Raw genomic sequence first — 22,104 nt, forward strand, 5'->3', positions numbered from 1 at the left:
AAAGGAGAATGGATATGTATAAAGACCTTGAAGGAAAAACAGTTGTGATAACAGGAGGAAACTCAGGACTTGGCCGGGCAATGGCAGAAAGATTCGGAGCAGAAAAATCGAATGTCGTCATTAATTACCACAGCAGTGATGATAACATTGATGAAATCATTGAGAAGATTGAAAACGCGGGAGGAAAGGCTACCAGCATCCAGGGTGATGTCGGCAGTGAGGAAGATATCAAGCGAATTATTGAACATGCAGTGCATACCTTTGGTTCTCTTGATGTTATGGTCAATAATGCAGGGATTGAAAATGAAGTCCCATCACAGGAACTTTCATTGGACGATTGGAATAAAGTTATCAACACTAACCTGACAGGTCAGTTCCTTGGCGCAAGAGAGGCAATCAATTATATGCTGGAGAACGAAATAAAAGGTTCTATCATCAATATGTCATCCGTCCACCAGCGTATTCCCTGGCCGCATTTCGTCCACTATGCTGCCAGCAAGGGCGGCGTAAAGCTGATGACCGAGACACTCGCGCTTGAATTCGCCCCTAAAGGAATACGGGTCAACTGCATTGCACCCGGGGCCATTGACACACCGATTAATGCAGAAAAATTCTCTGATCCGGAACTGGAAAAAGGCGTGCTGGAGCTCATTCCGATGGGCTATATCGGAAAGCCTGAAGAAATCGCAGCCTGTGCCGTCTGGCTGTCATCAAAAGAAGCAAGCTATGTCACCGGGCTCACACTCTTCGCTGACGGGGGGATGACTCAATATCCTGGGTTCCAGGCTGGGAAGGGTTAAAAAAGAAATTTTAAACATGTAAAAAGAGGGTACGGAGAGAATTTTCCGTGCTCTTTTTTTTATGGGTTATCTAAGAATTTAAGGTTATCTGATTTTGTAAAAAATTATATATACCCTGATGAACTTCGTTTCAGGCAGGCGCACTGCTGAAAATTTCCGATGCCCCGCAGGAGCCCGCTTTGTGAAGGCTCAGCTTGGCCCAGCGTAAAGCGACATGCCTGGAATGCAAATCGGTTATAAATGCATAACCAGGTCGAAGGACTTTTTTGTATTTTGGAGACTAATTAAGGCTCTGAACCCAACCATGACGTTTATCATGTCCATCATATGACATGTATGTCTTACATCACCTCTTTCTATATTACATAATGGAATTAGCAAGTACGAGGAGGATTAACTGTATGGATAAAAAAGCGTCAAAACCTGGCAAATTATCGAGAAAAAATATCTCTCCTTACGAAAAAGCAGATACAAAGAGCAGTATCATCCAACTAATAAACACGCTGGCGCCTTTCTTTCTCATTTGGTATCTGGCCTATGAAACCATGCAAATATCCTATCTGATCACCTTTATTCTGACTGTTGTGAATGCAGGATTCCTGGTGCGGATCTTCATCATTTTCCATGACTGCTGCCATAACTCTTTTTTCAAAAGCAAGAAGGCGAATGAAGTGCTTGGCATGATCACTGGAGTGATGACACTCTTTCCTTTCCATCAGTGGAGGCACAGCCATTCTGTCCACCATGCAACCAGCGGCAACCTGAATAAAAGGGGCACCGGTGACATATGGGTCATGACGGTTGATGAATACCTGGACGCCAGCTTCTGGCAGCGCATGCAGTACCGGGCTTACCGCAATCCGCTTGTGATGTTCGGCCTCGGACCAATTTATGAGTTCCTTATTGCCCAGCGGTTCAACCGCAAGGGAGCACGGCCCAAGGAAAAAATGAACACTTATATCACAAACATTCTGATTGTCCTGGTAATTGCGTTTATGTGCTGGCTGGTAGGCTGGAAGGCCTTCCTTCTGATCCAGGGACCAATTTTTTATATTTCCGGTGCGCTTGGCATCTGGCTGTTTTATGTCCAGCACCAATTCGAAGATTCTTATTTCGAATACGACAAGGAATGGGAGTTCGTCAGGGCAGCTGTTGATGGGAGCTCCTTTTATAAGCTTCCGAAACTCCTGCAGTGGCTGACCGGCAACATCGGCTTCCACCATGTCCATCATCTCAGCCCAAGGGTTCCGAACTATTATCTGGAGGATGCCCATAATAAGGAGCCGTTGCTAAAGAATGTCCAGACGATCACACTATCAACTAGTTTGAAGTCGCTGAAATACCGATTATGGGATGAACAGAGCCGCAGCTTTGTTTCTTTCAGGGAAATCCATCACCTGCTGAAAGCACAGAAAAAGAAAAGCGTTTCAGTTTAAAAAGCCTATTCTAAGGACGGAGCCCGCAAATCATGGCTCTGTCCTTTTTTGAAAGGCTGTTTTCGTATAGATTGTTGCTTTCGAAAAAATCCCAAGAGCCGGATTTTTTCCTTCATACAAAAACTTTCTCTTTGAAAAAAGAGAGCAGCTCTTTTCCTATCATGATTATTTCATGGCAAGCAGGGTGATATCTGTAAAAATTTTTTATTAGAAAACAACAAAGTTTAAGAAAAGAGCCTTTTGAAAAGACATTTTTATGTAAAATAAGGATACAAAGGTATTGGAGTTGTATAATGAAGAAAAAATTACTTGTCTTTAACAGCAGCACCGGGATATCCCCATATATTTGGGCGATTTTAACGATACTGCCTTTCTATTTCATCTTCCAGTCTTCATCAACAGCGGAAATCGTTGCCGGCATCATTTTAACCGTCATCTTTTATTTATGCTTCCGGCTGGCATTCCTATCGAAGGGATGGACAGTCTATATCTGGGCAGTCGTGCTGATCGGGATTTCATCGGCAATGACCACATTATTCGGCTATGTGTATTTTTCGTTCTTCATTGCTTATTTTATCGGCAATATTACTGGAAAGGCCGCTTTTGCCGTTCTTTATATACTTCACCTGGTCGGCGCTTCTGCAGCGATCAACTATCAGTTTGTTCTGCAGGATCCCTTATTCCTGAAGCAGATTCCATTTATTATTATCAGCTGGCTCAGTGTCATTCTCCTGCCATTCAGCATCAAAAACCGCAACATGCGGGGCAGGCTGGAGTCGCAGCTGGAAGATGCCAATAAACGGATCTCCGAGCTCGTGAAAATGGAAGAGAGGCAGCGGATAGCCAGGGATCTGCATGATACGCTCGGCCAAAAGCTCTCATTGATCGGCCTTAAGAGCGATCTGGCGGGGAAACTGGTCTATAAAGATCCTGAGCAGGCCCGTTCTGAGCTGAAGGATGTTCAGCAGACGGCCAGGACCGCCCTGAATGAGGTCAGGAAGATGGTCTCCCAGATGAGGGGGATCCGGCTGAAGGAAGAGGTGGTCCTGATTGAACAAATACTTGAGGCTGCAGGGATTTCGTTTGTGCTAAAACAGGAGCGGCAGCTTGTCAATGTTTCACTATTTGTGGAAAATATCCTCAGCATGTGTCTGAAGGAGGCAGTGAATAATGTGGTGAAGCACTCCAATGCTACTGAAGTAGTCGTGGAAATCACACAGGCCGATGATGAAACTGCAGTTACAGTGAGGGACAATGGCATAGGCATGGACCCTGACCGGGACATTGGCAAAGGAAGCGGCCTGCTCGGAATCAGGGAGCGTGCTGAATTTGTCAATGGCACTATGGAGGTGTACCTGGATGAGGGAACCACACTGACCGTCCGGGTGCCGAATGTTGTGAAGATCAGACAAAAGGAGGAGCTGCAATGATTCGGATTGTCATAGCAGAAGATCAGCGTATGATGCTCGGTGCACTGGGTTCGCTGCTGAGCCTTGAAGATGATATGGAGGTTGTCGGCAAGGCGGGAAATGGCGCCGAAGCTGTATCCCTTGTCCATAAACATAAGCCGGATGTCTGCATCATGGATATTGAGATGCCGCTGAAGACCGGCCTTGAGGCAGCAGAAGAGCTGAAGGGCACATGCAAGGTCATTATTCTGACGACCTTCGCCAGAACAGGCTATTTCCAGTCAGCTATCAAAGCCGGCGTGAGCGGCTACCTGCTCAAAGACAGCCCGAGTGAAGAGCTGGCAGGCAGCATCCGCAGTGTCATGGCAGGCCGCCGCATTTATGCCCCGGAGCTGATGGACGACATGTACGCCGAAGAAAATCCGCTGACCGAAAGAGAAAAAGCAGTGCTTGAACTGGTCGCAGACGGCAAGAACACTAATGAAATTGCAGCGGAGCTGTCCATCAAATCCGGGACAGTGCGCAATTATGTGTCTGCAATCATGGAAAAGCTTGAAGTACAGAATCGAATTGAAGCCATCACGCGTTCGCGTGAAAAGGGCTGGTTTAAATAATGAGAAGAGCTGGAGGGATTCCGGCTCTTTTTTTGTGTGTATTTTGGTAATATTTCAAGTGGGAAAATTATCTCTGATTCTGGGTTGAATAAAAGGAATTCTAGGTAGAATCCTTCACATTTTTGGTATAGAAACTAAAAATTCAGGCAGTAAAAAAATAAAATTCTATGTAGAATCCCTCCTTAACCAGGAAAATGATATGCCTCTTCACATCTAAATCATGGCAGTAACTCCCACTTAGGGAGAGTTCAGCCAGAAATTACATGATCTTCAGAAAAATTTCCCTGTTTTTTGACCCTTTTTACATCTGTGTTGCGTCTATATTACAAACGGCTTTTTGAGCAGCAAGGAGGGGAGCGATTGAACCCTGACAGAGACAAAGATTGGCAGAAGCTTGCAAAGGAAGAAGCCATAGAATATGCCATGGATTTGTATGGCGAGAAATTGAAGCGGTTTATTTATACATATACGAAAAGCTGGTCACAGACTGAAGATGTGCTTCAGGAGGTGTTCCTGAGTGTTTATATGAATCTGGAAAACTTTAAAGGTGAATCGTCTTTTAAGACATGGATTTACAGGATTGCAGCGAATAAATGCAAAGATCATCTAAGAAGCTGGCATTACCTCCATCTCCAGCTTACTGACAAACTATTCTGGTTTGACAGAAGGGAGAAATCGGCTGAGGATGAGCTGGTTGAAAAAGATGGACAGGAACGCCTGATGGAAAATATTTTGGAGCTGCCGGTCAAATACAGGGAGAGCATCCTCCTGTACTATGTGAAGGAATTTTCAATGCCGGAGATTGCCGAGATTCTGGATCTTCATATTGAAACGGTTAAAACGCGGATCAGGAGGGGCCGGGATAAGTTGAGAGTCTTTTATTCTGAAGAAGAAGGGAATGAATTCAGTGGATGACAGGCTGGAAGATTTGAAGCGGCAATTTGATTCCTATATTTCTAAAGACCCGGTTTTTACAGAGAAAGATAAAAGGCTGATCAGGCAAAAGATTGCGGCAGCGAAGGAAAAGAAAGCGGCACATTATTCATCCTTTTTCCCCAGGGCTGCCGCATGGCTCACAGCAGGTGTATTCTTTCTGTCTGCGGGCGGTTTTGCAGGATATCAGCTGGGCCTCCTGCAGACAGAAGGACAGAGTTCGAAGCAGCAGGACACAATTAAAGAAATCGTCCCAATCGACTATGGCCAGAACGTTTTTGACCCTGAGGAAGCGGCGGCCGGCGATATGGTAGCGGGAATGAGTTTATCGCAGCTTGAAAGTGAAGGCCGGCATGGAGCTTTCCAGACATTATATGCAGAATTCACGGGAGAAAAGCTTATAAGCGGCACGGTACAAGGTTTCGGCGGCTCTGACGGTTTCCTTGAAGGACAATTCTACTTTAAGCCAGACGCAGGTTCGGCCGCTATATTGCCGCATTTTAAGGGAGACACAAGGGAAAGCTGGATTACTTTTGAAAATCAGGAAGAATTCTTAAATAAAATAAAAACGGCTGCAGAAGAAGGCGGAAAGATGCAAGTCGTCATAGACACCTATACCATCCGCTTTGCCCCTTCGGATTCAAACAATACTGCGAAGATAAAATCAATTGTAGAGAATTCACCGGTAATTTCCATAAAACAGGAAGGGGAAACGGCCGTTCCTATGGAAAAAGGTAAAGGGAAGGCTTCCATTTCATTGGATAGCACACAGAAGTTCACCGGCGGAATTTCGCTTGAAAATCTTAATCCCGGCCGCCGATATACAATTACACTGAAGTCTTCAGCAAGTGCTGGCGTTGTGTTCGGACCGGCTGAAAATATTGAAATAGCGGAAGGGTCGATTGAGGACGAAATTTATTTCATCCCTTCTGCTGACGGCAGGCTTGAGGTGTCGATGGCTAATCCAGTCCGCATCCTTGAAGAAGGGAGCGAGTTCTTTTTGATTGTACAGGCAGAGGGCGATATGGCTGACATATCTGTATCCAGGCCTTTTCAATTCATAAAATAAAAGGGGGGCACAAAAGTGGAAGTGGAAAAAGAGAAAAAAAAGTTAAAAAATAAGCTGCCATTCCGGCTCAACCTGCTTTTTTTCTTTGTTTTCGTATGCTTCAGCCTGCTGATTGTGCGGCTGGGCGTGGTCCAGATTGTCAAAGGTGAGGATTTCGTGAACGAGCTGAACAGGACCGAGAACCTTGTCATCAAAGAATCTGTTCCAAGAGGGAAAATCTTTGACAGGGATGGCAGGCTTATTGTCGACAATATCGGGCAGAATGCCATTTCCTATATAAAAGACCAGAACACAAAGCAAGAGGAAATCAAGGATGTTGCAGCAGAGCTTGCCAAATATATTGAAATGAGCACAGATAAGCTGACGGAAAGGGACCTGAAGGATTTCTGGATCCTGACACATGAAGAAGAGGCAAAGGCACTGCTGAAAAAGAAAGAGCTGGAAAATGAAAAGCTGACAGACAAAGACCTTTATAAGCTTCAGCTCAAGAGGATTTCTCCGGAAAAGCACCTGGCTGAAATGACAGCTCAGGATAAAAAGGTGGCCGCAATCTTCAGGGAAATGGCAAAAGGCTACGCGCTCACACCGCAGATCGTCAAAAATGAAAATGTAACCAGTAAAGAAGCCGCTCTTGTGAGTGAGCATCTTCAGGACATGCCGGGTGTAGATGTTTTCACGGACTGGAAGCGTGAATATCCGAACGGCGATACATTCCGCTCGATCCTTGGCAATATCAGTTCAAGCGAGGAAGGCCTTCCTCAGGACCGGCTGGAATATTTCACTTCCAGGGGCTACAGCATGAATGACCGGGTAGGGAAAAGCCAGATTGAATATCAGTATGAAGACGTGCTTGCTGGAGAAAAAACGAAAACAGAGTACAAAGTGGACAAAAGCGGGAAAGTGAAAGAAGCAGAAGTGATTTCTCCCGGAAAAAGCGGGAAGGATCTGATTCTGACCATTGATCTTGAGCTGCAGGAGAAGGTGGAGGAAGTCATCGAACGTGAGCTGAAAGCTGCTAAAGCAAGCGGGGGCGGAAGATTTCTCGACAGTGCCTTCGTTGTCATGACCAATCCGGGGACAGGAGAGGTCCTGGCCATCTCAGGCAAGAAACTTAAATACGAAAATGGCGGCTATAAGGTGGATGACTATGCACTTGGGGCTTTCACTTCATCGTATGAAGTCGGGTCCGCCGTCAAGGGGGCAACTGTCCTTGCCGGCTATGAAATGGGCGTCCTGCAGCTCGGAACCAGATTTAAGGATGAGCCCCTAAATCTGTATGAAACTCCAGTAAAAAAATCATACAGCCTTTCGCTCGGCTCGCCGAATGATATTGAAGCACTGAAGAAATCATCGAACGTATATATGTTTAAAACGGCAATCAGGGCGCTTGGCAAGGAATATTCCCCCGGGATGAAGCTGCCGTATGATCCGGGCGCATTTGAAAAGTTCCGCTATTATTTCAATCAGTTCGGCCTTGGTGTCAAGACGGGGATCGACCTTCCGAACGAATCCAGCGGACTGCCGGGCACCGATTACAGGCCCGGACTTCTTCTCGACTTGTCAATCGGACAGTATGATACGTATACAGCCCTTCAGCTCGCACAATATATATCGACGATTGCTAATGACGGCAACCGCATGAAGCTGCAGCTTGTCAGGGAAATCAGGGAACCATCACCGGCAAAAGAGCTTGGCCCTGTCTATAAGGGCTTCGAGCCGGTTACACTGAACCGCATTGACATGAGCGAGCGGGAAATCCAGCAGGTTCAGACCGGCTTCAAGAAGGTATTCCAGGAACAGGGCGGGACTGCAGCAAGCTATTTCAGCGGAACCCCTTACCGGGAGTATGACCTGGCAGGAAAGACCGGCACAGCACAGTCGTTTTATTATAGTATGGAAGAGAAAAAGCTATACAAAGACACACCAACCTATAACCTCACACTGGCTGGATATTCGCCTTCACGAGATCCGGAGGTTGCCTTCTCGATCGTTGTGCCTTATGTGTCTTCTGATAAAAACAGCATCAATAAAAAAATCGGCCAGGGCATCATGAAGGCTTTTTATGACTTGAAAAAAGGAAAAATAACTGATGACACCGAATAAACTGGAAAAGGCGAAAGTAAGGGGCCATGAATAGGCCCCTTTTTCCATGGCTGAAATGATCACGTGCAATCTTAAAACTAACTTAGAGGAGGATTTTTAAATGAAAATCAGTGAGCTTAAGAGCTTGGGGGAAAAAGAACTGAAACAGCTGTCCATGCTGCTGGCTGATGCAGTAAACAGCGGAGCTTCGATTGGATTTCTGCCGCCGATGGATGAAGCAGCCGCATATTCCTACTGGAAGGAACTGCAGCTGAATGATACTGCCCTATTGATAGCTGAAGAAAAAGGAAAAATAGCAGGGGCTGTCCAGCTTCAATTTTGCACAAAAGAAAACGGCAGTCACCGTGCTGAAATAGGCAAGCTGATGACACATACAAACTTCCGCCGCAAAGGGATTGGCCGCCGGCTGATGGAGTCTGCCGAGAAAATGGCAGAGGAAGGAGGGATTTCCCTGATTGTGCTCGATACGAGGGAGGGAGATCCTTCCAACCTGCTTTATCGTTCCCTGGGTTACACTGAATCTGGCATGATTCCATGCTATGCCCGCTCGGAAGACGGCAGCCTCCATACAACCGTCTTTTATCACAAACTTCTATCATAGTATCCTGCTATATTAGGAAACTGCCAGGTTTTACGCTTTTACTCCCCGCTGCTGGAAGAAAAATGTTAAAATATCCAATAGATTGACAAATTTTTCATCCGGGGAACGCATCATTGAAATTCGGATATTTATCCGGGGGCGCTCTCCATTCATTTAGGAGGCTGAAATATGAATTCACAATTAAACAAGCCAAAAGGTATCGGCCAGATCCTTGACCTTACCTTCAGCCTGGCCAGGAACAGGTTTGGTTCCTTTACGGCCATCTTTCTCATTCTGGTAGGGCCGGTTTATCTTCTCCAGGCACTGTTCAGCCTTGCCGCGGGACAGAGCTTTTTCAGGGATATTAATTCCGGGGGAAGCTGGTTTGAACAAATTGCTTCAAGCTTTGAAACAGACACCGCAGGAACAGATATTTACGCACCAAGTTCACTTTTTGCCGATCTGGGCCTGGTATTTGCCGGACTTCTGTCAGCTTTGATGATCCCTGTGGCGGGGGCGGCTGTCCTTATAGCGGTAGACCAGGTGAGAAAAGGAGAGGAGTTCACCCCGGGAAAGGTGATCAAGAAGGCTTTCAGGCGGTTCTGGCCGATTCTGGGAACAAGCATCCTTTTTAGCATAATCACCTTCGCCATCATTATCCTGCCGATTGTATTCGTATCAATCACTGGTATATTCGGTTCTATGGTCCATCCTGTGATCGGCATCATTTTTGCCGGGCTGTTTTTACTCGCTTTTGCCGTTGGAGTAGGGTACCTCCTGACAAGGTGGAGCTTTTATTTTGGATATACCGTTCTGGAAAAAAAAGCGCCGGGTTTCTCAGAAAGCTGGACATTGACCCAGGGGCGCTCCTGGCATATGTTCCTTATTTATGCTCTGCTGTTTTTGATCATCGGGATTGTATCTTTTGCAATCGAGATGACGGCCGGCCTGCTCCTTGGAGGCAGTGTACTGTTTGATATCATCCTGAATCTGGCAACCCTTGTCACAACATGTTTGTATTATATCGGGTTTTCTGTGATGTATTTTGACCTGAAAGGAAGGCAGGGCGGCGATGACCTTAACAGCATGATAGAGGACTACAGCCGGGTGCAGTAGCATGAGTTTTGAGAATATCGGCAAGAGGTGGAGACGTTGAAAGATGAAAAGCAAGCAAGAAAAGAACTATCTGAGATATTGGAAGACAGGGAATATACCGTCTATCAGGATCAGGGGGAGAGCTTTCTTGAGAAGCTGAGGGAAAAATTCTTCACGTGGCTTGAAGGACTGTTCCCGCAGATAGAATTTTCCAGCGGCTCTTCAGGCTACTTTCCGTTCATCATGATCCTGGCGGGAGTCCTTTTCATTGGTATAGTCGTGTTTGCGGCTGCAAGGGCTGCCAAAAGGCAAAGGTTTTTGCAGGAGCATCAGCCTCTCGACAGGGCCTCTGAGATCAGCTGGTCCTATAAGAAGCATCTTGAGGAAGCCGGAAACCATGAGGAAGCCGGGGATCTGACAAAGGGAGCAAGGCATATATTCCTTGCCCTTTTGCTATGGTTCAATGAACACGGATGGCTGAAGGCAAAAATATGGAAAACGAACTGGGATTATTATGAGGAACTCAAAAAAACAGACAGCAAAACGGCTGATATTTTCTTTTCCCTGTCAGCGCTTTTTGACAGGGCTGCCTACGGGGGTCAAAGCGTAAAGCCGAGTGAGTTCCAGCAATACAAGAAAGAAGCATTGAGACTTATGGACAATAGTGCAAACCTGCAGGAAGGGAGGGAACCGGAAATTGCGGAATCCGCTGATTAAAAAGGCTTTTTACTGGATATTTCCGCTGCTGCTGTTTATTATGGCCAGCTACTTGCTGGCGGGAGACGCGCCTGCCAGCTATCCTCCCTATCTTGCCAAATCCCCTTCGCCGACAGGCATTAAGGGAATGTATACATATTTGGAGCAAAACGGCTCCAGCATCAGAAAATGGAGCAGGAATCCCGGTCTGCTTCCAAACCCTGAAGAGCCCATCCTTCTGATCATGGCAGAGCCGCGTTCTGTGCCTGACCGTGAGGAGATGGCCGCTTATAAGAGATTCCTGGAGAATGGCCATACCATTCTATTATTCAAGGAAAATCCTGCACCCATGTTCGGGATAAAAACAGAACAATTAGCCGCTGATGGGGAGGACGCCGTCAAGGTTAAAGACGAGAATGGGGGCATGTACAGCGCTGATGTAACCTCAGTGTTCAGGATCACAGAAGAACCTGGAGATGAGATTCTGTTTTCAGATGAGCTGGGTGCGCTGGCAATCAAAAGGGCAGTTGGCAAAGGCAGCCTGATTGCCGCCAATTCCCCTTCCTGGCTCACAAATGGAATAATCCTGGATGAAAGCCATTTAGAGCTCATCCTGGCATTAATGGACGAAGCAGCTGCAGAGGATATATTCGTAGATGAATATTTGCATGGGCAGGAGTCCGCTTCCGGGGCAGGGGCGTATCCGCAGTGGTTCCTCATTATTCTTGTACAGGGCGCCCTGCTCGCCTTATTATGGGTCTTTTATAAAGGCAAAAGGTTTGGTCCTGTCGACTGGCCGAGGGAGGAGACTGTCCGTTTTACCGATGAAAAGATTGCTGCTTTGTCTGCCTGGCACATAAGGGGGCGGCGCTACCAGGACTCGCTCAGGATCCAGGCTGATTATACGAAAGAGCTGCTGCAGGAAAAATGGGGCATCCCTTCAAGCCGCGGCTGGGAAGAAGCCGGGGAATCCATCCTGGCAAAAGCTCCTTCCTTGACTGAAGAAAAGGTAAAGTCATTCACTGAAGGGATATCTTTTGTATTAAAAGAAGAGAATTTGCATAAAAAAGATTATTTGCGCTGGTCTGCACAACTGGATGATTTAAGGAAAGAGGTGGAGAAAAAATGAAACAAGATACATCATTACTGCTGCAGCAGTATGAGGAACGGATAAAAGGACAGGGACTGAATCTGAGGCTGCTGCTTGCCGCAATCCTCTCCGGGGGGCATGTATTGATCGAAGGGGTGCCGGGCACCGGGAAGACCCAGATGGTCAAGACGCTGGCCGGGCTTCTTGGCGGTGAGTTCAGCCGGATCCAGTTCACACCGGACCTTCTCCCGAGCGATATAACCGGAAGCATGATCTATAACATGAAGGAAAGCTCCTTCCAAACGCTGAAAGGGCCGATTTTTACGAATGTCCTGCTCGCAGATGAAATCAACAGGACACCTGCTAAGACACAGGCTGCGCTTTTGGAAGCGATGGAAGAGAAGCAAGTGACTATTCAGGGTGAAACCTATCAGCTCCCGGAAGCATTTTTTGTGGCGGCAACCCAGAATCCGATAGAATTTGAAGGGACATATCCCTTGCCTGAGGCCCAGCAGGACCGCTTCCTTTTCAAATTGATCATTGGCTTTCCAGAATTTGATGAAGAAAAGCTTGTGCTTCAGTCTGTGCTGGAAGGACGGATGGAGGCCGGGTCAATCATGCAGGCACTTTCACTCGATGACTTCATGTCCATGCGGAAAAAAATTGAGAGCGTGGCTTTAAGCAATGATATCCTGGATTATGTCATGCAGATTGTCAGGAAAACGCGGGAGGCAGAGTCCATCAGGTTCGGAGCCAGTACAAGGGCAGCCATCTCCATTGGAAAAGCCGGCAGGGCATGGGCCTTTCTGGCTGGCCGCGATTATGTGACCCCTGATGACATCAAGATGGTTTCCAAGCCAGCTTTAAGGCATAGGATCCAATTATCCCCAAATGCAGAATTGGAGGGAAGAACTGTTGACCAGACAATCGATGAACTGGTGGGATCGGTTCCTGTTCCGAGATAGAGGCATACTCCCTGGAAAACGGCTCCTTATCGGCATGCTAATTCTCTCTCTGGCCCTGTTGACGGCAGCATTCTGGGGAGTGCCGTGGAAGCTGTCAGCAGGACTCAATATCGGTTTTCTGCTGCTTTCCTTTGCTGATCTGGCTTTACTGCCTAAGAGTTCACAGATCATGCTGAAACGGAGTGTCCCGGAAGAAATGGAAAGAGGGCTTCCTGCTGAGATTGGCATTGAAATAGAAAACCACTCCCAGCAGCCTTTAAATGTTCAGATCATTGATGATCTTTCCGACTCCTTTGCCAGGCCTTTTCCGATTAAACGCAAGCTTGCAGGAAACACGAGGGGCACTGTGCAATACGAAACCAAGGCTGGTACAAGGGGGCATTATAAGCTGAACAGGATCTATGTCCGCTGCAGCAGCTTCCTCGGCCTATGGGAGAAGCAGATGGTGAAAGAGGCGGAAAGCCAAGTCAAAGTGATTCCTGATCTGACCGAAACAAGGCGCTATCTTGAAAATGCTCAATCTTATTTGCTCTATGAAGGAGAGAAGATCCGGAGGCAGCAGAGCGGATCTGGGGAATTTTCAAAGATCCGGGCATACACGGCAGGCGATGATCCCCGAAAAATTAATTGGAGGCAGACAGCCAAGCTCCAGGAGGTCATGGCCAATGTCCATGAGCCTGAGCACGGAAAATATATTACCATTATGATTGACTGCGGCAGGATCATGGGTGCAGAGCTGGAAACCGGCAACAGGCTTGAAAAGGCGCTGGAAGCTGCGATGACTACGGCAGCGGCAGCGCTCAAAAACGGTGATTATGTTTCTATCCTCACTTTTTCAAAAGACATTAAATCTTATGTCCCTCCTGCAAAAGGGATGCAGCACTTAAACTTCATCCTGAAAGCTTTATATTTGATACAGGCGGATGCTGCGGAATCCAACTATAGCGGAGCCTTTCAATATTTGCAGACTGTCCAGAATAAAAGGAGCTTATTGCTTCTCTTTACTGACGTAAAGACTTTCATCCTGGAGGAAAGTGCACTTGTTTATCTAAAAAGGATCCGGCAGCGGCACCTGTTCTTTATGCTGGGAATAGAAGACAATATTCTGGCAGCACGTGCAAAAGCGCGGCCGGAGGATATAAAAAGCGCCATGCTGAAAAGCATGGCGCAGCAGCAGATCCTTACGGCTAAGCGGGAAAAGCTGAGATGGGAAAAGCAGGGCCTGCAAATGGCGGAAGCACCAGAAGGAAGGCTCGCAGCAGCAGCAGTGTCCCATTATTTCAGTGTGATGAACCGTGGACTTCTTTAATATTCAGCCATTTACATAAGAAGGCTTCAGTCCAGTTTACAGGCAATCAGCCGACTGTCGGGCCACGCAGCCTTTTGGGAGACGAGCCCAAGCTTTCTCTCCTGCAAGGTTTCATCGAGCTTGCAGGGGATGTCCAATGCGTTTTCGTTTCTGATCCAGGAGCCAGCCTGACCATGCATAAAACAGCAGTCCGAGGACCGTCAGGAAGGCAGCAGCATACTTCATTTCGAGAGGAAGAGGAGAAGGGGTGATAAACCCTTCGATCAATCCTGCGATGATAAAGAGCGGAATGGTTCCCAACAGGAGCTGCACCGACCTTTTCGCCTGGTTTTTCAGCTGGTAACCACGGGAGTATCTGCCGGGGACAAGAAGCTTGTAGCCCATCAGCAGCCCGGCGCCTCCTGCTATGAATATCGCGGTAAGCTCTATCATTCCATGAGGGACAATATAGGCCCAGAATTCATAAGATTTGCCATGGGACCAGAACAGGCCGGCAATAGCTCCTACAATGATGCCATTATAAATCATAAGATAGACGGTCAAAATGCCGAAGGTGATGCCGCCGGCGAATGCCAGGATCGCAACACGGATATTATTGGTCATGATGCTTGCTGACATGACGGCAGAATCGACTGCCCCTTCATTCTCGCCGAGCCTCTGGGGATCTATCGCGCCTGACATCTCAGCGGGGAGAATCGAATGGATCGAAAGCGGATCATGGATGACAGCAAAGAAGCTGCCCAGACCGCCCAATGTGAAAAGAAGCATGCTGGCTGCGACAAATTTCCATTGCTCGAACAGCAGCCGCACAAACTTGACCTGGAAAAAATCTTTCAGCTGAGCCATGCTGGAGGATTGGCTTTTATATAAAAGATTATGCGCCTTTGCGACAAGATCATTTAAATAAAATGTCACTTCTTCGTCAGGAAAGAAAGTCCGGGAGAATGAAAGATTTTGTGCTGTTTTCTGATACAGCCTGTCAAACCTGGCCAGATCAGCTCCAGCCGCTTTTCTTCTTTGCATCCTGGCGAGCAGCTCCTCCAGCTCCTGCCAGTTTTCCCGGTGCTGCTTGATGAACTGTTTACTATTCAATCTAATCACCTGCCTGTAACCATAAAAGTTGTATCTCCATTATAAATCATAGGGAGAGCGAGATACAGGCAAAACTTCCAGGAAATGGGGTGCATCATGCAAACAGAAACAATCCTTGTCAAAACACCTGAATATGTATCGCTTCAATTCCAGCCTGCCGGACTTGGCAGCAGGGCTGGAGCCATCATCATCGATCAGCTGATTCTCATGGTTTTCAATCTGGCCAGCATTCTGTTATTTATTTTTTATGCTTCGAGTGCTGCTGCGTTCTTTCTAGATGATACTTTCCTTTCATGGCCATTCGCCATTATGCTTATCTGCCTTTTTCTGGTCAACTGGGGGTACTTTTTTGTATTTGAATATTTTTGGGCAGGAAGGACGCCGGGGAAAAAGATCATGGGCATCCGGGTCATCCAGGATAACGGCCAGAGCATAACTTTACTCTCAAGCTTCATCCGCAACCTCCTCCGCATCATAGATTCTCTGCCGGTGTACTACCTGCTTGGCATCCTGATGGTGTTTTTCCATTCCAGACATAAACGGGTGGGCGACCTTGCTGCCGGGACTGTGGTCGTGCATGAACGGAAAAAGAAGAGGCCGGGTAAAATGACTGAGGTTGAAAAAGAAATCCGGGAAAGAGGCCTGAAAAAGGAAGATTTATATTTGGACGAGTGGACTGTCAGGAAAATCGGCGCCGAGGAATGGAAGCTTTTAAAAACCTATAGTGAGAGAATGCTCCAGCTCCCTATAGGCAAAAGAGAAGAGCTCACAAAGAAACTTTCTTATACACTCCTGCCAAAGCTCGATATCGATCCTGAACGGAAATCATTCAGGCAGCTGGAAGACATCCTGCTGGTTCTTTATTTAATCGGCAAAGAAGAGTGGGAGTTTGAAAATCAGATAAAATGAGCAGATTTTCCCAAATGAAAAAATAATTAGAAAACTTTCCGCTAACTCGTTGACAAATCATATGGGTATGGTAGGATTAATCTCAACAAAATAAATCAGAGCAAACGCTCCTGATTATATCACTTATCTAGAGTGGCTGAGGGACTGGCCCATCGAAGCCCGGCAACCTGCTAAAAGCAAGGTGCCAATTCCAGCAAAATGTCCAGCATTTTGGGAGATAAGGTGCAAGTATGCGAAATGCGCCTTTTCCTGTTGGGAAAGGCGTTTTCTTTTTCCTCCTTGTGCCCAGCCCAGCCGTTCAAAAAGGAGGCGAGCCGATCTGAAGCATGCTGATTGGGAGGAAGTGGCCGCACATCTGCAAAGGATGCTGCAGTCTGTAAAGTTTGGAAGCATCACACTTGTGGTGCAGGATGGCAAGGTCATTCAAATCGAGAAGAATGAAAAGGTTCGCCTTCAATCTAATAAAGCGCGCTGACTAGACAAACTAGAGGCGGTCTTTCTCCCCGAAGCGGGAGGAAGGCTGCCTTTTTTCTTGTTAAAAAGCAGGCAAAAAGAAGAAGGCATCATGAAAGGAGTACTGAAATGAGCACCACTGTAACATACACACACTGGGAACCGCCGTCATTCCCTGAAGATGATGGATTCAATGGGGCAAAAAATGTGCTGGAATGGGCGTACAGCCATTACAGCCCGCAGGAAATCAGTTATGCATCAAGCTTCGGGGCAGAGGCGGTTGTGCTGATTGATCTGATCCAGGCAATAAAGCCTGATGCCCATATTATTTTCCTGGATACCGGGCTTCATTTTCCGGAAACCTACGCAGTCATTGAAAGGGTGCAGGAGCGTTTTCCTGAGCTGAATATTGAAAGGAAGCTGCCGGCCCTTACTTTGGATGATCAGCGGGAAGCCTATGGACCGGCTCTGTGGAAAAAAGAGCCGGATCGCTGCTGCAGCATCCGGAAGATCATCCCGCTCCAGGAAGCCATGAAAGGCAAAATGGCCTGGATTTCCGGGCTGAGGAGGGAACAGTCTGCCTCCAGGGCAGGGGCGCAATTTTTAAACAAGGACAGCAAATTCCATAATGTGAAGATCTGTCCGCTAATCCACTGGACTTGGGAGGATGTGTGGGAGCATATCCGAAAAAAAGATCTTCCCTATAATAACCTCCATGACAAAGGGTATCCAAGCATTGGCTGCTTTCCCTGTACAAGGGCTGCAGGAGACGGCGGGGACAGCAGGGCAGGCAGGTGGGCTGGGACCGGCAAGACGGAATGCGGCCTGCATTCCGGGTGAAAGGGGGGCATGACCATGCTTGCAGCAATAGCAGTGACTGTTGGACTATTCTTTGCCATGAACATAGGAGCAAGCGGGGCAGCTGCCTCGATGGGGATTGCCTACGGATCCGGGTCGATTAAAAGCAGAAAAACTGCCCTGCTGCTATGCGGGGCAGCCGTATTCCTTGGCGCCTGGCTCGGAGGGGGCGAGGTTGTCAAAACAATGGGAAGCGGGATCGTGCCGAAAAGCACTTTCACGGTGAGCATTGCCCTGATCGTCCTTGCTTCAGCCGCTCTGTCGCTATTCCTGGCCAATATTTTCGGGATCCCGCTTTCGACGAGTGAGGTGACGGTCGGATCGGTTGTCGGGGCAGGGATTGCTTATCAATCCTTATTTGCTTCCAAGCTCTTGTGGATCATTTCCTTTTGGCTTCTAACGCCGCTGGCGGCTTTTATTATTGCTGTCATTGCCGCGAAGATGATCAGGATGTTCCGCTTGTCCAAGCAAACCAAAAAGCCGGGCACCATCCGCTTCCTTGGCTTCCTGGTCACACTCATGGGATTGTTTGAAGCCTTTTCGGCCGGCATGAATAATGTTGCCAATGCGGTTGGCCCCCTTGTTGGTGCTGACATCCTCCCGCCAGGGGCAGGGATTTTCTGGGGCGGTATATTCGTCGCCGCCGGCGCTGTTTTTCTCGGCAGTAAAGTGCTGGAGACAAACGGAAAGAAAATCACTGATATCCGGCTCGAAGAAGGATGCATCATCTCTGGTACGGGGGCAGGCATTGTCACTGCAGCATCCTTGTTAGGGATTCCCGTCCCCTTGACGCAGATCACGACAAGCTCCATCATCGGAATCGGCTTTGCCGGTCAGGGGCGCTCTGTTTTCCAGAAAGAAATCGTCGTCAGGCTGCTCGGTGTATGGCTTGTTTCGCCAGTCCTATCGATGGTCCTGAGCTATACCTTGATCCAGATCATGATCAAGCACGACTTTTATCCGATTGTTGCCATGGCTGGGGTCCTCATTTCTGTATTCGGTGTCCGTTTCCTGATGGGAAGGCAGACCGCGGCCCTGCCGGAAAATGAAACTTACAAATTAGCAAGGAAAGGCTGATGAAAATGTCACTACCTATGCCTCATGGAGGCAAACTCATAGAAGCATTTAATCCAAATTATCCCGTCCAGAACACGAATAAGGAGATAGAAATAGACTCAGTTGCATTAAGCGACCTGGAGCTGATCGCCTGCGGCCTTTTTAGCCCGCTGACAGGTTTTCTGGGGAAAGAAGACTACGAATCTGTTGTTGGAAGAATGCGCCTTGCAGACGGGACAGTATGGCCGATACCGGTCACACTGCCAGTCACTCCGGATAAAGCAGAAGGGCTTGAAAGAGGCGATATCTGCAGGCTGAATCATAAAGGAGAAAGCTATGGGATTCTTGAACTTTCAGAGCTTTACCAGCCTGATCTTGAAAAAGAGGCACTATCTGTCTACCGGACAACTGACCGGGCGCACCCCGGGGTTAAAAAGCTTTTTGAACGAGGCGGCACCTATGCTGCAGGAAAAATTACATTGATTAAAAATCCTGATAAAGGAGAGTTCGCAGATGTCTGGCTGACACCAAAAGAAACAAGGTCATTATTTGCCGAGAAAGGCTGGAAAACGGTTGTGGGCTTCCAGACGCGCAACCCGGTGCACCGTGCCCATGAATATATCCAGAAAGCTGCCCTGGAAACAGTCGACGGCCTTTTCCTCAACCCTCTCGTAGGCGATACGAAGGAGGATGATATACCGGCAGATGTACGTCTGAAAAGCTATCGGGTACTGCTGGAGCATTATTATCCTGAATCCCGTGTCCAGCTGGCAGTCTATCCCGCAGCCATGAGGTATGCGGGGCCGAGGGAAGCTATATTTCACAGCATCGCCAGAAAGAACTTCGGCTGCACCCATTTTATTGTCGGACGCGATCATGCCGGAGTAGGCAATTATTACGGAACCTATGATGCTCAGCATATATTCAGCGAATTTACTGAGGAAGAGCTGGGAATCAAGCCGTTATTTTTTGAACATAGCTTCTATTGCAATGTGTGCGAAGGCATGGCTTCCGACAAGACCTGCCCGCACACAGCTAATGACAGGGTGGTTCTTTCAGGCACAAAGGTCAGGGAAATGCTCCGTGCAGGAGAGATACCGCCTTCCTCTTTCAGCAGGAAAGAAGTGATAGAGGTACTGATTGAAGGCCTGCGGGAAAAAGAAACGGTTTAAGGGGGGACGCTAACATGGCACAATCACTGAATCTGACCTGGCATGAAGCTGCAGTCAAAAAGGAAGAACGGAGAGCGCAGAACGGCCATGCCAGCTGTGTGCTCTGGTTTACCGGCCTGTCCGGATCAGGAAAATCAACCATCGCTAACATTGTCAGCCACCGGCTTTTCAAGGATGGCATCGCTGAATATGTCCTGGATGGCGATAATATCCGCCATGGACTCAACCGCGACCTCGGATTCTCAGAGCAAGACAGAAATGAAAATATCCGCCGCATCGGTGAAGTGGCAAAGCTGTTTACAGACAGCGGCCAGATTGTCTGTACAGCATTCATTTCGCCTTATCGGAAGGACAGGGAGCTGGTGCGGAGCCTTTTTCCTGAAAGAGGGGAATTCATTGAAGTCTTCATTGACTGTCCTTTGGAAGAATGTGAAAAGCGGGATCCCAAGCAGCTGTATCAAAAAGCACGGCGCGGGGAGATTAAAGGATTCACGGGGATCGATGCTCCTTACGAAGAGCCGGAAGACCCGGAAATCATCATTCGGACTGACCAGCTTTCTCCAGAAGAGGCAGCTGAAAAGATATTAATCTACTTAAAAGAGCAGGGAATCATTTAAGGAGGGGCAAGAATGGCATATGTAAAGCATTGGGCTGATAATGAAAAGCTGAACAAAACGGAGAAAGCAAAGCTGGAAAAAGACGGACTCGAAATTCTTAATGATATTCCCTATTATGCAGCAAACGGCTTTGAATCCATTCCAAAGGATCAGTGGGACCTGTTTAAATGGGCAGGCTTGTACCTGCAGCGGCCGAAAGAGGACGGCTATTTCATGATGAGGGTGAACGTCCCCTCCGGCATCCTGACGAAGCCGCAGGTTGATGCTCTGGCCGGAATTGCCCGGGACTACGGGCGCGGCGTCTTTGATATTACAACAAGGCAGGCGATCCAATTCCATTGGCTTGAAATCGGCCAGATCCCTGCTATTTTCAACAGGCTGGAGGCTGTCGGCCTTTCGAGTGCAGGGGCGTGCGGTGACATCACAAGAACGATTGTCGGCAACCCGATTGCCGGGCTTGATCCGCATGAACTGTTTGATACCACTGAGATTGTTAAAGAAGTATATACCTATTTTCAGAAAAATGAAGATTTCTCCAATCTGCCGAGAAAATATAAGATGTCAATTTCAGCTAATCTGCATAATGCATCTAATGCGGAAATCAACTGTGTATCCTTCACCCCGGCGGTCAAGGTGATTGATGGGGAGGAGAGAAAAGGGTTTCACCTCAAGGTTGGCGGCGGACTTTCTTCACGCCCATATCTGGCAGAAACACTGGATGTATTTATCCAGCCTGAGCGCACACTGGAAACAGCGATTGCCGTAACAACGATTTTCAGGGACTACGGCTACCGGGAAAAAAGGCATCTTGCCAGACTAAAATTCCTTATGGCAGACTGGGGTCCAGAGAAATTCAAGGAAAAGCTGCTGGAGTTCACTGGCCCTCTTCCTGAAAAAGGAACAGAGCCTGCAGCAGGCTGGAATGCCGGCTATTTTTACGGTGTCCATGACCAGAAACAGCCCGGCCTGAAGTTCCTTGGATTCAATGTGCCGGTGGGGCGCCTGTCGTCTGATGAAGTGTTCGAGCTTTCACGCATTTCTGCCCAATATGGAAACGGAGAAATTAGGACCTGCAATTCGCAGAATCTGATCATTCCCAATATCCCTGAGGAAAACGTTGAAGCACTGCTTCAAGAGCCGATCTTCAGCCGCATCACCATCAATCCCAATTCTTTTATCGGCCACGCGGTATCCTGCACCGGAATTGAATATTGCAATCTGGCACTTGTTGAAACAAAAGAAAGGATGCGCGTGATAGCTGAAGAACTGGATAACCGGATCACCCTCGATGTGCCGGTCAGGATCCATATGGTAGGCTGCCCGAACTCCTGCGGTCAAAGGCAGATTGCCGACATTGGCCTGCAGGGGATGAAGGTGCGGAATGAGAAAAAAGAAATGGTGGAAGCTTACGAGATTTATGTAGGAGGAACCCTGAATGCCGGCGGCAAATTCAATGAAAAGCTGAAGGGAAAAGTAGAAGCGGAAAAGCTGGCAGATGTACTCGAGGAATTGCTGCAATTTTTCCAAAAGGAGAAGGCAGCCGGGGAATCCTTCTTCGATTTCGTCGGCAGGGCCGGCCTGGAGCTTTTCCAGCAGCAGCTTGACATCATTTTGGGAAAAGAAGCCCATGGCCTATCTTTATAGATTCAGTGTGCAGCTGGAAGAGAAGGAGATTGCCGCTGTCATCCTCGCTGAAAATGACGAGGCGGCTTTCCGTCAATTGGATATTGAGCTTGAGAAATTTTATCTGAAAGAACCCGGTGTCCTGGAAGTGGCCTTAAGAGAGAAGAAACGCGCTGCAAAAACAGCAGGATATATATTTGATGAAGATGAGAAAGGGTGGTAGTG

At 47.8% G+C, this 22,104-nt stretch carries 22 protein-coding genes and 1 riboswitch; of the genes, 21 read left to right on the plus strand and 1 reads right to left on the minus strand.

Features of this window, described 5'->3' with window-relative positions; genetic code table 11:
• The first annotated feature begins 14 nt into the window (after nucleotides 1-14).
• From ACQCVH_RS18515 to ACQCVH_RS18575, 13 genes are all read left to right on the plus strand, one after another.
• Nucleotides 15-800, plus strand: a complete 786-nt coding sequence (locus ACQCVH_RS18515; RefSeq protein WP_426837078.1) for a glucose-1-dehydrogenase — start codon at nucleotides 15-17, stop codon at nucleotides 798-800.
• Between the two features lie 401 nt (nucleotides 801-1,201).
• Nucleotides 1,202-2,236 (plus strand): Delta(5) desaturase DesA, encoded by a 1,035-nt coding sequence (desA, locus tag ACQCVH_RS18520; RefSeq protein WP_426837079.1) that lies wholly within the window; start codon nucleotides 1,202-1,204, stop codon nucleotides 2,234-2,236.
• A gap of 293 nt (nucleotides 2,237-2,529) precedes the next feature.
• Complete coding sequence (locus ACQCVH_RS18525) at nucleotides 2,530-3,666, plus strand: sensor histidine kinase (protein WP_426837080.1); 1,137 nt, start codon at nucleotides 2,530-2,532, stop codon at nucleotides 3,664-3,666.
• On the plus strand, nucleotides 3,663-4,259 hold the full coding sequence (locus tag ACQCVH_RS18530) for a response regulator (protein WP_426837081.1): 597 nt from the start codon (nucleotides 3,663-3,665) through the stop codon (nucleotides 4,257-4,259). The genes ACQCVH_RS18525 and ACQCVH_RS18530 overlap by 4 nt, the downstream gene beginning before the upstream one ends.
• Nucleotides 4,260-4,619: 360 nt before the next feature.
• Complete coding sequence (locus ACQCVH_RS18535; protein WP_426837082.1) at nucleotides 4,620-5,174, plus strand: sigma-70 family RNA polymerase sigma factor; 555 nt, start codon at nucleotides 4,620-4,622, stop codon at nucleotides 5,172-5,174.
• Complete coding sequence (locus ACQCVH_RS18540; protein WP_426837083.1) at nucleotides 5,158-6,261, plus strand: hypothetical protein; 1,104 nt, start codon at nucleotides 5,158-5,160, stop codon at nucleotides 6,259-6,261. Before ACQCVH_RS18535 ends, ACQCVH_RS18540 begins: the two co-directional genes overlap by 17 nt.
• 15 nt (nucleotides 6,262-6,276) lie before the next feature.
• Complete coding sequence (locus tag ACQCVH_RS18545; protein WP_426837084.1) at nucleotides 6,277-8,364, plus strand: peptidoglycan D,D-transpeptidase FtsI family protein; 2,088 nt, start codon at nucleotides 6,277-6,279, stop codon at nucleotides 8,362-8,364.
• A 100-nt stretch (nucleotides 8,365-8,464) separates the two neighbouring features.
• Nucleotides 8,465-8,965, plus strand: coding sequence for a GNAT family N-acetyltransferase (locus ACQCVH_RS18550; RefSeq protein ID WP_426837085.1), 501 nt, complete (start codon nucleotides 8,465-8,467; stop codon nucleotides 8,963-8,965).
• Nucleotides 8,966-9,133: 168 nt separating this feature from the next.
• Complete coding sequence (locus tag ACQCVH_RS18555) at nucleotides 9,134-10,060, plus strand: hypothetical protein (RefSeq protein WP_426837086.1); 927 nt, start codon at nucleotides 9,134-9,136, stop codon at nucleotides 10,058-10,060.
• 36 nt (nucleotides 10,061-10,096) lie between these two features.
• A complete protein-coding gene (locus ACQCVH_RS18560) occupies nucleotides 10,097-10,756 on the plus strand; it encodes a DUF4129 domain-containing protein (protein WP_426837087.1) in 660 nt (219 codons plus the stop codon).
• Nucleotides 10,737-11,864 (plus strand): DUF4350 domain-containing protein, encoded by a 1,128-nt coding sequence (locus tag ACQCVH_RS18565; protein WP_426837088.1) that lies wholly within the window; start codon nucleotides 10,737-10,739, stop codon nucleotides 11,862-11,864. The genes ACQCVH_RS18560 and ACQCVH_RS18565 overlap by 20 nt, the downstream gene beginning before the upstream one ends.
• On the plus strand, nucleotides 11,861-12,790 hold the full coding sequence (locus ACQCVH_RS18570; RefSeq protein WP_426837089.1) for an AAA family ATPase: 930 nt from the start codon (nucleotides 11,861-11,863) through the stop codon (nucleotides 12,788-12,790). Before ACQCVH_RS18565 ends, ACQCVH_RS18570 begins: the two co-directional genes overlap by 4 nt.
• A 34-nt stretch (nucleotides 12,791-12,824) precedes the next feature.
• Nucleotides 12,825-14,099 carry a DUF58 domain-containing protein gene (locus ACQCVH_RS18575; RefSeq protein ID WP_426837195.1) on the plus strand — a complete coding sequence of 425 codons (1,275 nt, stop codon included), beginning with the start codon at nucleotides 12,825-12,827 and terminating at the stop codon, nucleotides 14,097-14,099.
• A 111-nt stretch (nucleotides 14,100-14,210) separates the two neighbouring features.
• Here the strand turns inward: ACQCVH_RS18575 and ACQCVH_RS18580 are convergent, their stop codons facing one another.
• On the minus strand, nucleotides 14,211-15,191 hold the full coding sequence (locus tag ACQCVH_RS18580; protein ID WP_426837090.1) for a stage II sporulation protein M: 981 nt from the start codon (nucleotides 15,189-15,191) through the stop codon (nucleotides 14,211-14,213).
• A gap of 96 nt (nucleotides 15,192-15,287) precedes the next feature.
• Here ACQCVH_RS18580 and ACQCVH_RS18585 point away from each other — a divergent pair, with 96 nt between their 5' ends.
• The 8 genes from ACQCVH_RS18585 to ACQCVH_RS18620 all read left to right on the plus strand — a co-directional run bounded on the left by ACQCVH_RS18585 (nucleotide 15,288) and on the right by ACQCVH_RS18620 (nucleotide 22,102).
• Complete coding sequence (locus ACQCVH_RS18585; protein ID WP_426837091.1) at nucleotides 15,288-16,100, plus strand: RDD family protein; 813 nt, start codon at nucleotides 15,288-15,290, stop codon at nucleotides 16,098-16,100.
• A gap of 120 nt (nucleotides 16,101-16,220) precedes the next feature.
• A riboswitch (SAM riboswitch) is annotated at nucleotides 16,221-16,324 on the plus strand.
• Nucleotides 16,325-16,443: 119 nt separating this feature from the next.
• Nucleotides 16,444-16,575 carry a YezD family protein gene (locus ACQCVH_RS18590; protein WP_009793599.1) on the plus strand — a complete coding sequence of 44 codons (132 nt, stop codon included), beginning with the start codon at nucleotides 16,444-16,446 and terminating at the stop codon, nucleotides 16,573-16,575.
• Between the two features lie 107 nt (nucleotides 16,576-16,682).
• Nucleotides 16,683-17,393 carry a phosphoadenylyl-sulfate reductase gene (locus tag ACQCVH_RS18595; protein WP_426837092.1) on the plus strand — a complete coding sequence of 237 codons (711 nt, stop codon included), beginning with the start codon at nucleotides 16,683-16,685 and terminating at the stop codon, nucleotides 17,391-17,393.
• 15 nt (nucleotides 17,394-17,408) lie between these two features.
• A complete protein-coding gene (locus ACQCVH_RS18600; RefSeq protein WP_426837093.1) occupies nucleotides 17,409-18,488 on the plus strand; it encodes a sulfate permease in 1,080 nt (359 codons plus the stop codon).
• 5 nt (nucleotides 18,489-18,493) lie between these two features.
• Nucleotides 18,494-19,639: a sulfate adenylyltransferase gene (gene sat, locus ACQCVH_RS18605; protein WP_426837196.1), complete on the plus strand. Its 1,146-nt coding sequence runs from the start codon at nucleotides 18,494-18,496 to the stop codon at nucleotides 19,637-19,639.
• A 14-nt stretch (nucleotides 19,640-19,653) separates the two neighbouring features.
• Nucleotides 19,654-20,256, plus strand: a complete 603-nt coding sequence (gene cysC / locus ACQCVH_RS18610; RefSeq protein ID WP_426837094.1) for an adenylyl-sulfate kinase — start codon at nucleotides 19,654-19,656, stop codon at nucleotides 20,254-20,256.
• A gap of 12 nt (nucleotides 20,257-20,268) precedes the next feature.
• On the plus strand, nucleotides 20,269-21,900 hold the full coding sequence (locus ACQCVH_RS18615; protein WP_426837095.1) for a nitrite/sulfite reductase: 1,632 nt from the start codon (nucleotides 20,269-20,271) through the stop codon (nucleotides 21,898-21,900).
• Entirely contained in the window at nucleotides 21,884-22,102 is a 219-nt protein-coding gene (locus ACQCVH_RS18620; RefSeq protein WP_426837096.1) for a DUF3906 family protein, read from the plus strand. Before ACQCVH_RS18615 ends, ACQCVH_RS18620 begins: the two co-directional genes overlap by 17 nt.
• The last annotated feature ends 2 nt before the right edge of the window (nucleotides 22,103-22,104 follow it).

The organism is Bacillus infantis (assembly GCF_050107595.1).
GTDB lineage: Bacteria > Bacillota > Bacilli > Bacillales > Cytobacillaceae > Bacillus_AB > Bacillus_AB infantis_C.

Excerpts from the sequence above, each read along its gene's own strand:
- ACQCVH_RS18515 (WP_426837078.1), top strand. The coding sequence starts at position 15 with ATGTATAAAGACCTTGAAGGAAAAACAGTTGTGATAACAGGAGGAAAC.
- desA (WP_426837079.1), top strand. The coding sequence starts at position 1,202 with ATGGATAAAAAAGCGTCAAAACCTGGCAAATTATCGAGAAAAAATATC.
- ACQCVH_RS18525 (WP_426837080.1), top strand. The coding sequence starts at position 2,530 with ATGAAGAAAAAATTACTTGTCTTTAACAGCAGCACCGGGATATCCCCA.
- ACQCVH_RS18530 (WP_426837081.1), top strand. The coding sequence starts at position 3,663 with ATGATTCGGATTGTCATAGCAGAAGATCAGCGTATGATGCTCGGTGCA.
- ACQCVH_RS18540 (WP_426837083.1), top strand. The coding sequence starts at position 5,158 with ATGAATTCAGTGGATGACAGGCTGGAAGATTTGAAGCGGCAATTTGAT.
- ACQCVH_RS18550 (WP_426837085.1), top strand. The coding sequence starts at position 8,465 with ATGAAAATCAGTGAGCTTAAGAGCTTGGGGGAAAAAGAACTGAAACAG.
- ACQCVH_RS18555 (WP_426837086.1), top strand. The coding sequence starts at position 9,134 with ATGAATTCACAATTAAACAAGCCAAAAGGTATCGGCCAGATCCTTGAC.
- ACQCVH_RS18570 (WP_426837089.1), top strand. The coding sequence starts at position 11,861 with ATGAAACAAGATACATCATTACTGCTGCAGCAGTATGAGGAACGGATA.
- ACQCVH_RS18575 (WP_426837195.1), top strand. The coding sequence starts at position 12,825 with ATGCTAATTCTCTCTCTGGCCCTGTTGACGGCAGCATTCTGGGGAGTG.
- ACQCVH_RS18585 (WP_426837091.1), top strand. The coding sequence starts at position 15,288 with ATGCAAACAGAAACAATCCTTGTCAAAACACCTGAATATGTATCGCTT.
- ACQCVH_RS18595 (WP_426837092.1), top strand. The coding sequence starts at position 16,683 with ATGAGCACCACTGTAACATACACACACTGGGAACCGCCGTCATTCCCT.
- ACQCVH_RS18600 (WP_426837093.1), top strand. The coding sequence starts at position 17,409 with ATGCTTGCAGCAATAGCAGTGACTGTTGGACTATTCTTTGCCATGAAC.
- sat (WP_426837196.1), top strand. The coding sequence starts at position 18,494 with ATGTCACTACCTATGCCTCATGGAGGCAAACTCATAGAAGCATTTAAT.
- cysC (WP_426837094.1), top strand. The coding sequence starts at position 19,654 with ATGGCACAATCACTGAATCTGACCTGGCATGAAGCTGCAGTCAAAAAG.
- ACQCVH_RS18615 (WP_426837095.1), top strand. The coding sequence starts at position 20,269 with ATGGCATATGTAAAGCATTGGGCTGATAATGAAAAGCTGAACAAAACG.
- ACQCVH_RS18620 (WP_426837096.1), top strand. The coding sequence starts at position 21,884 with ATGGCCTATCTTTATAGATTCAGTGTGCAGCTGGAAGAGAAGGAGATT.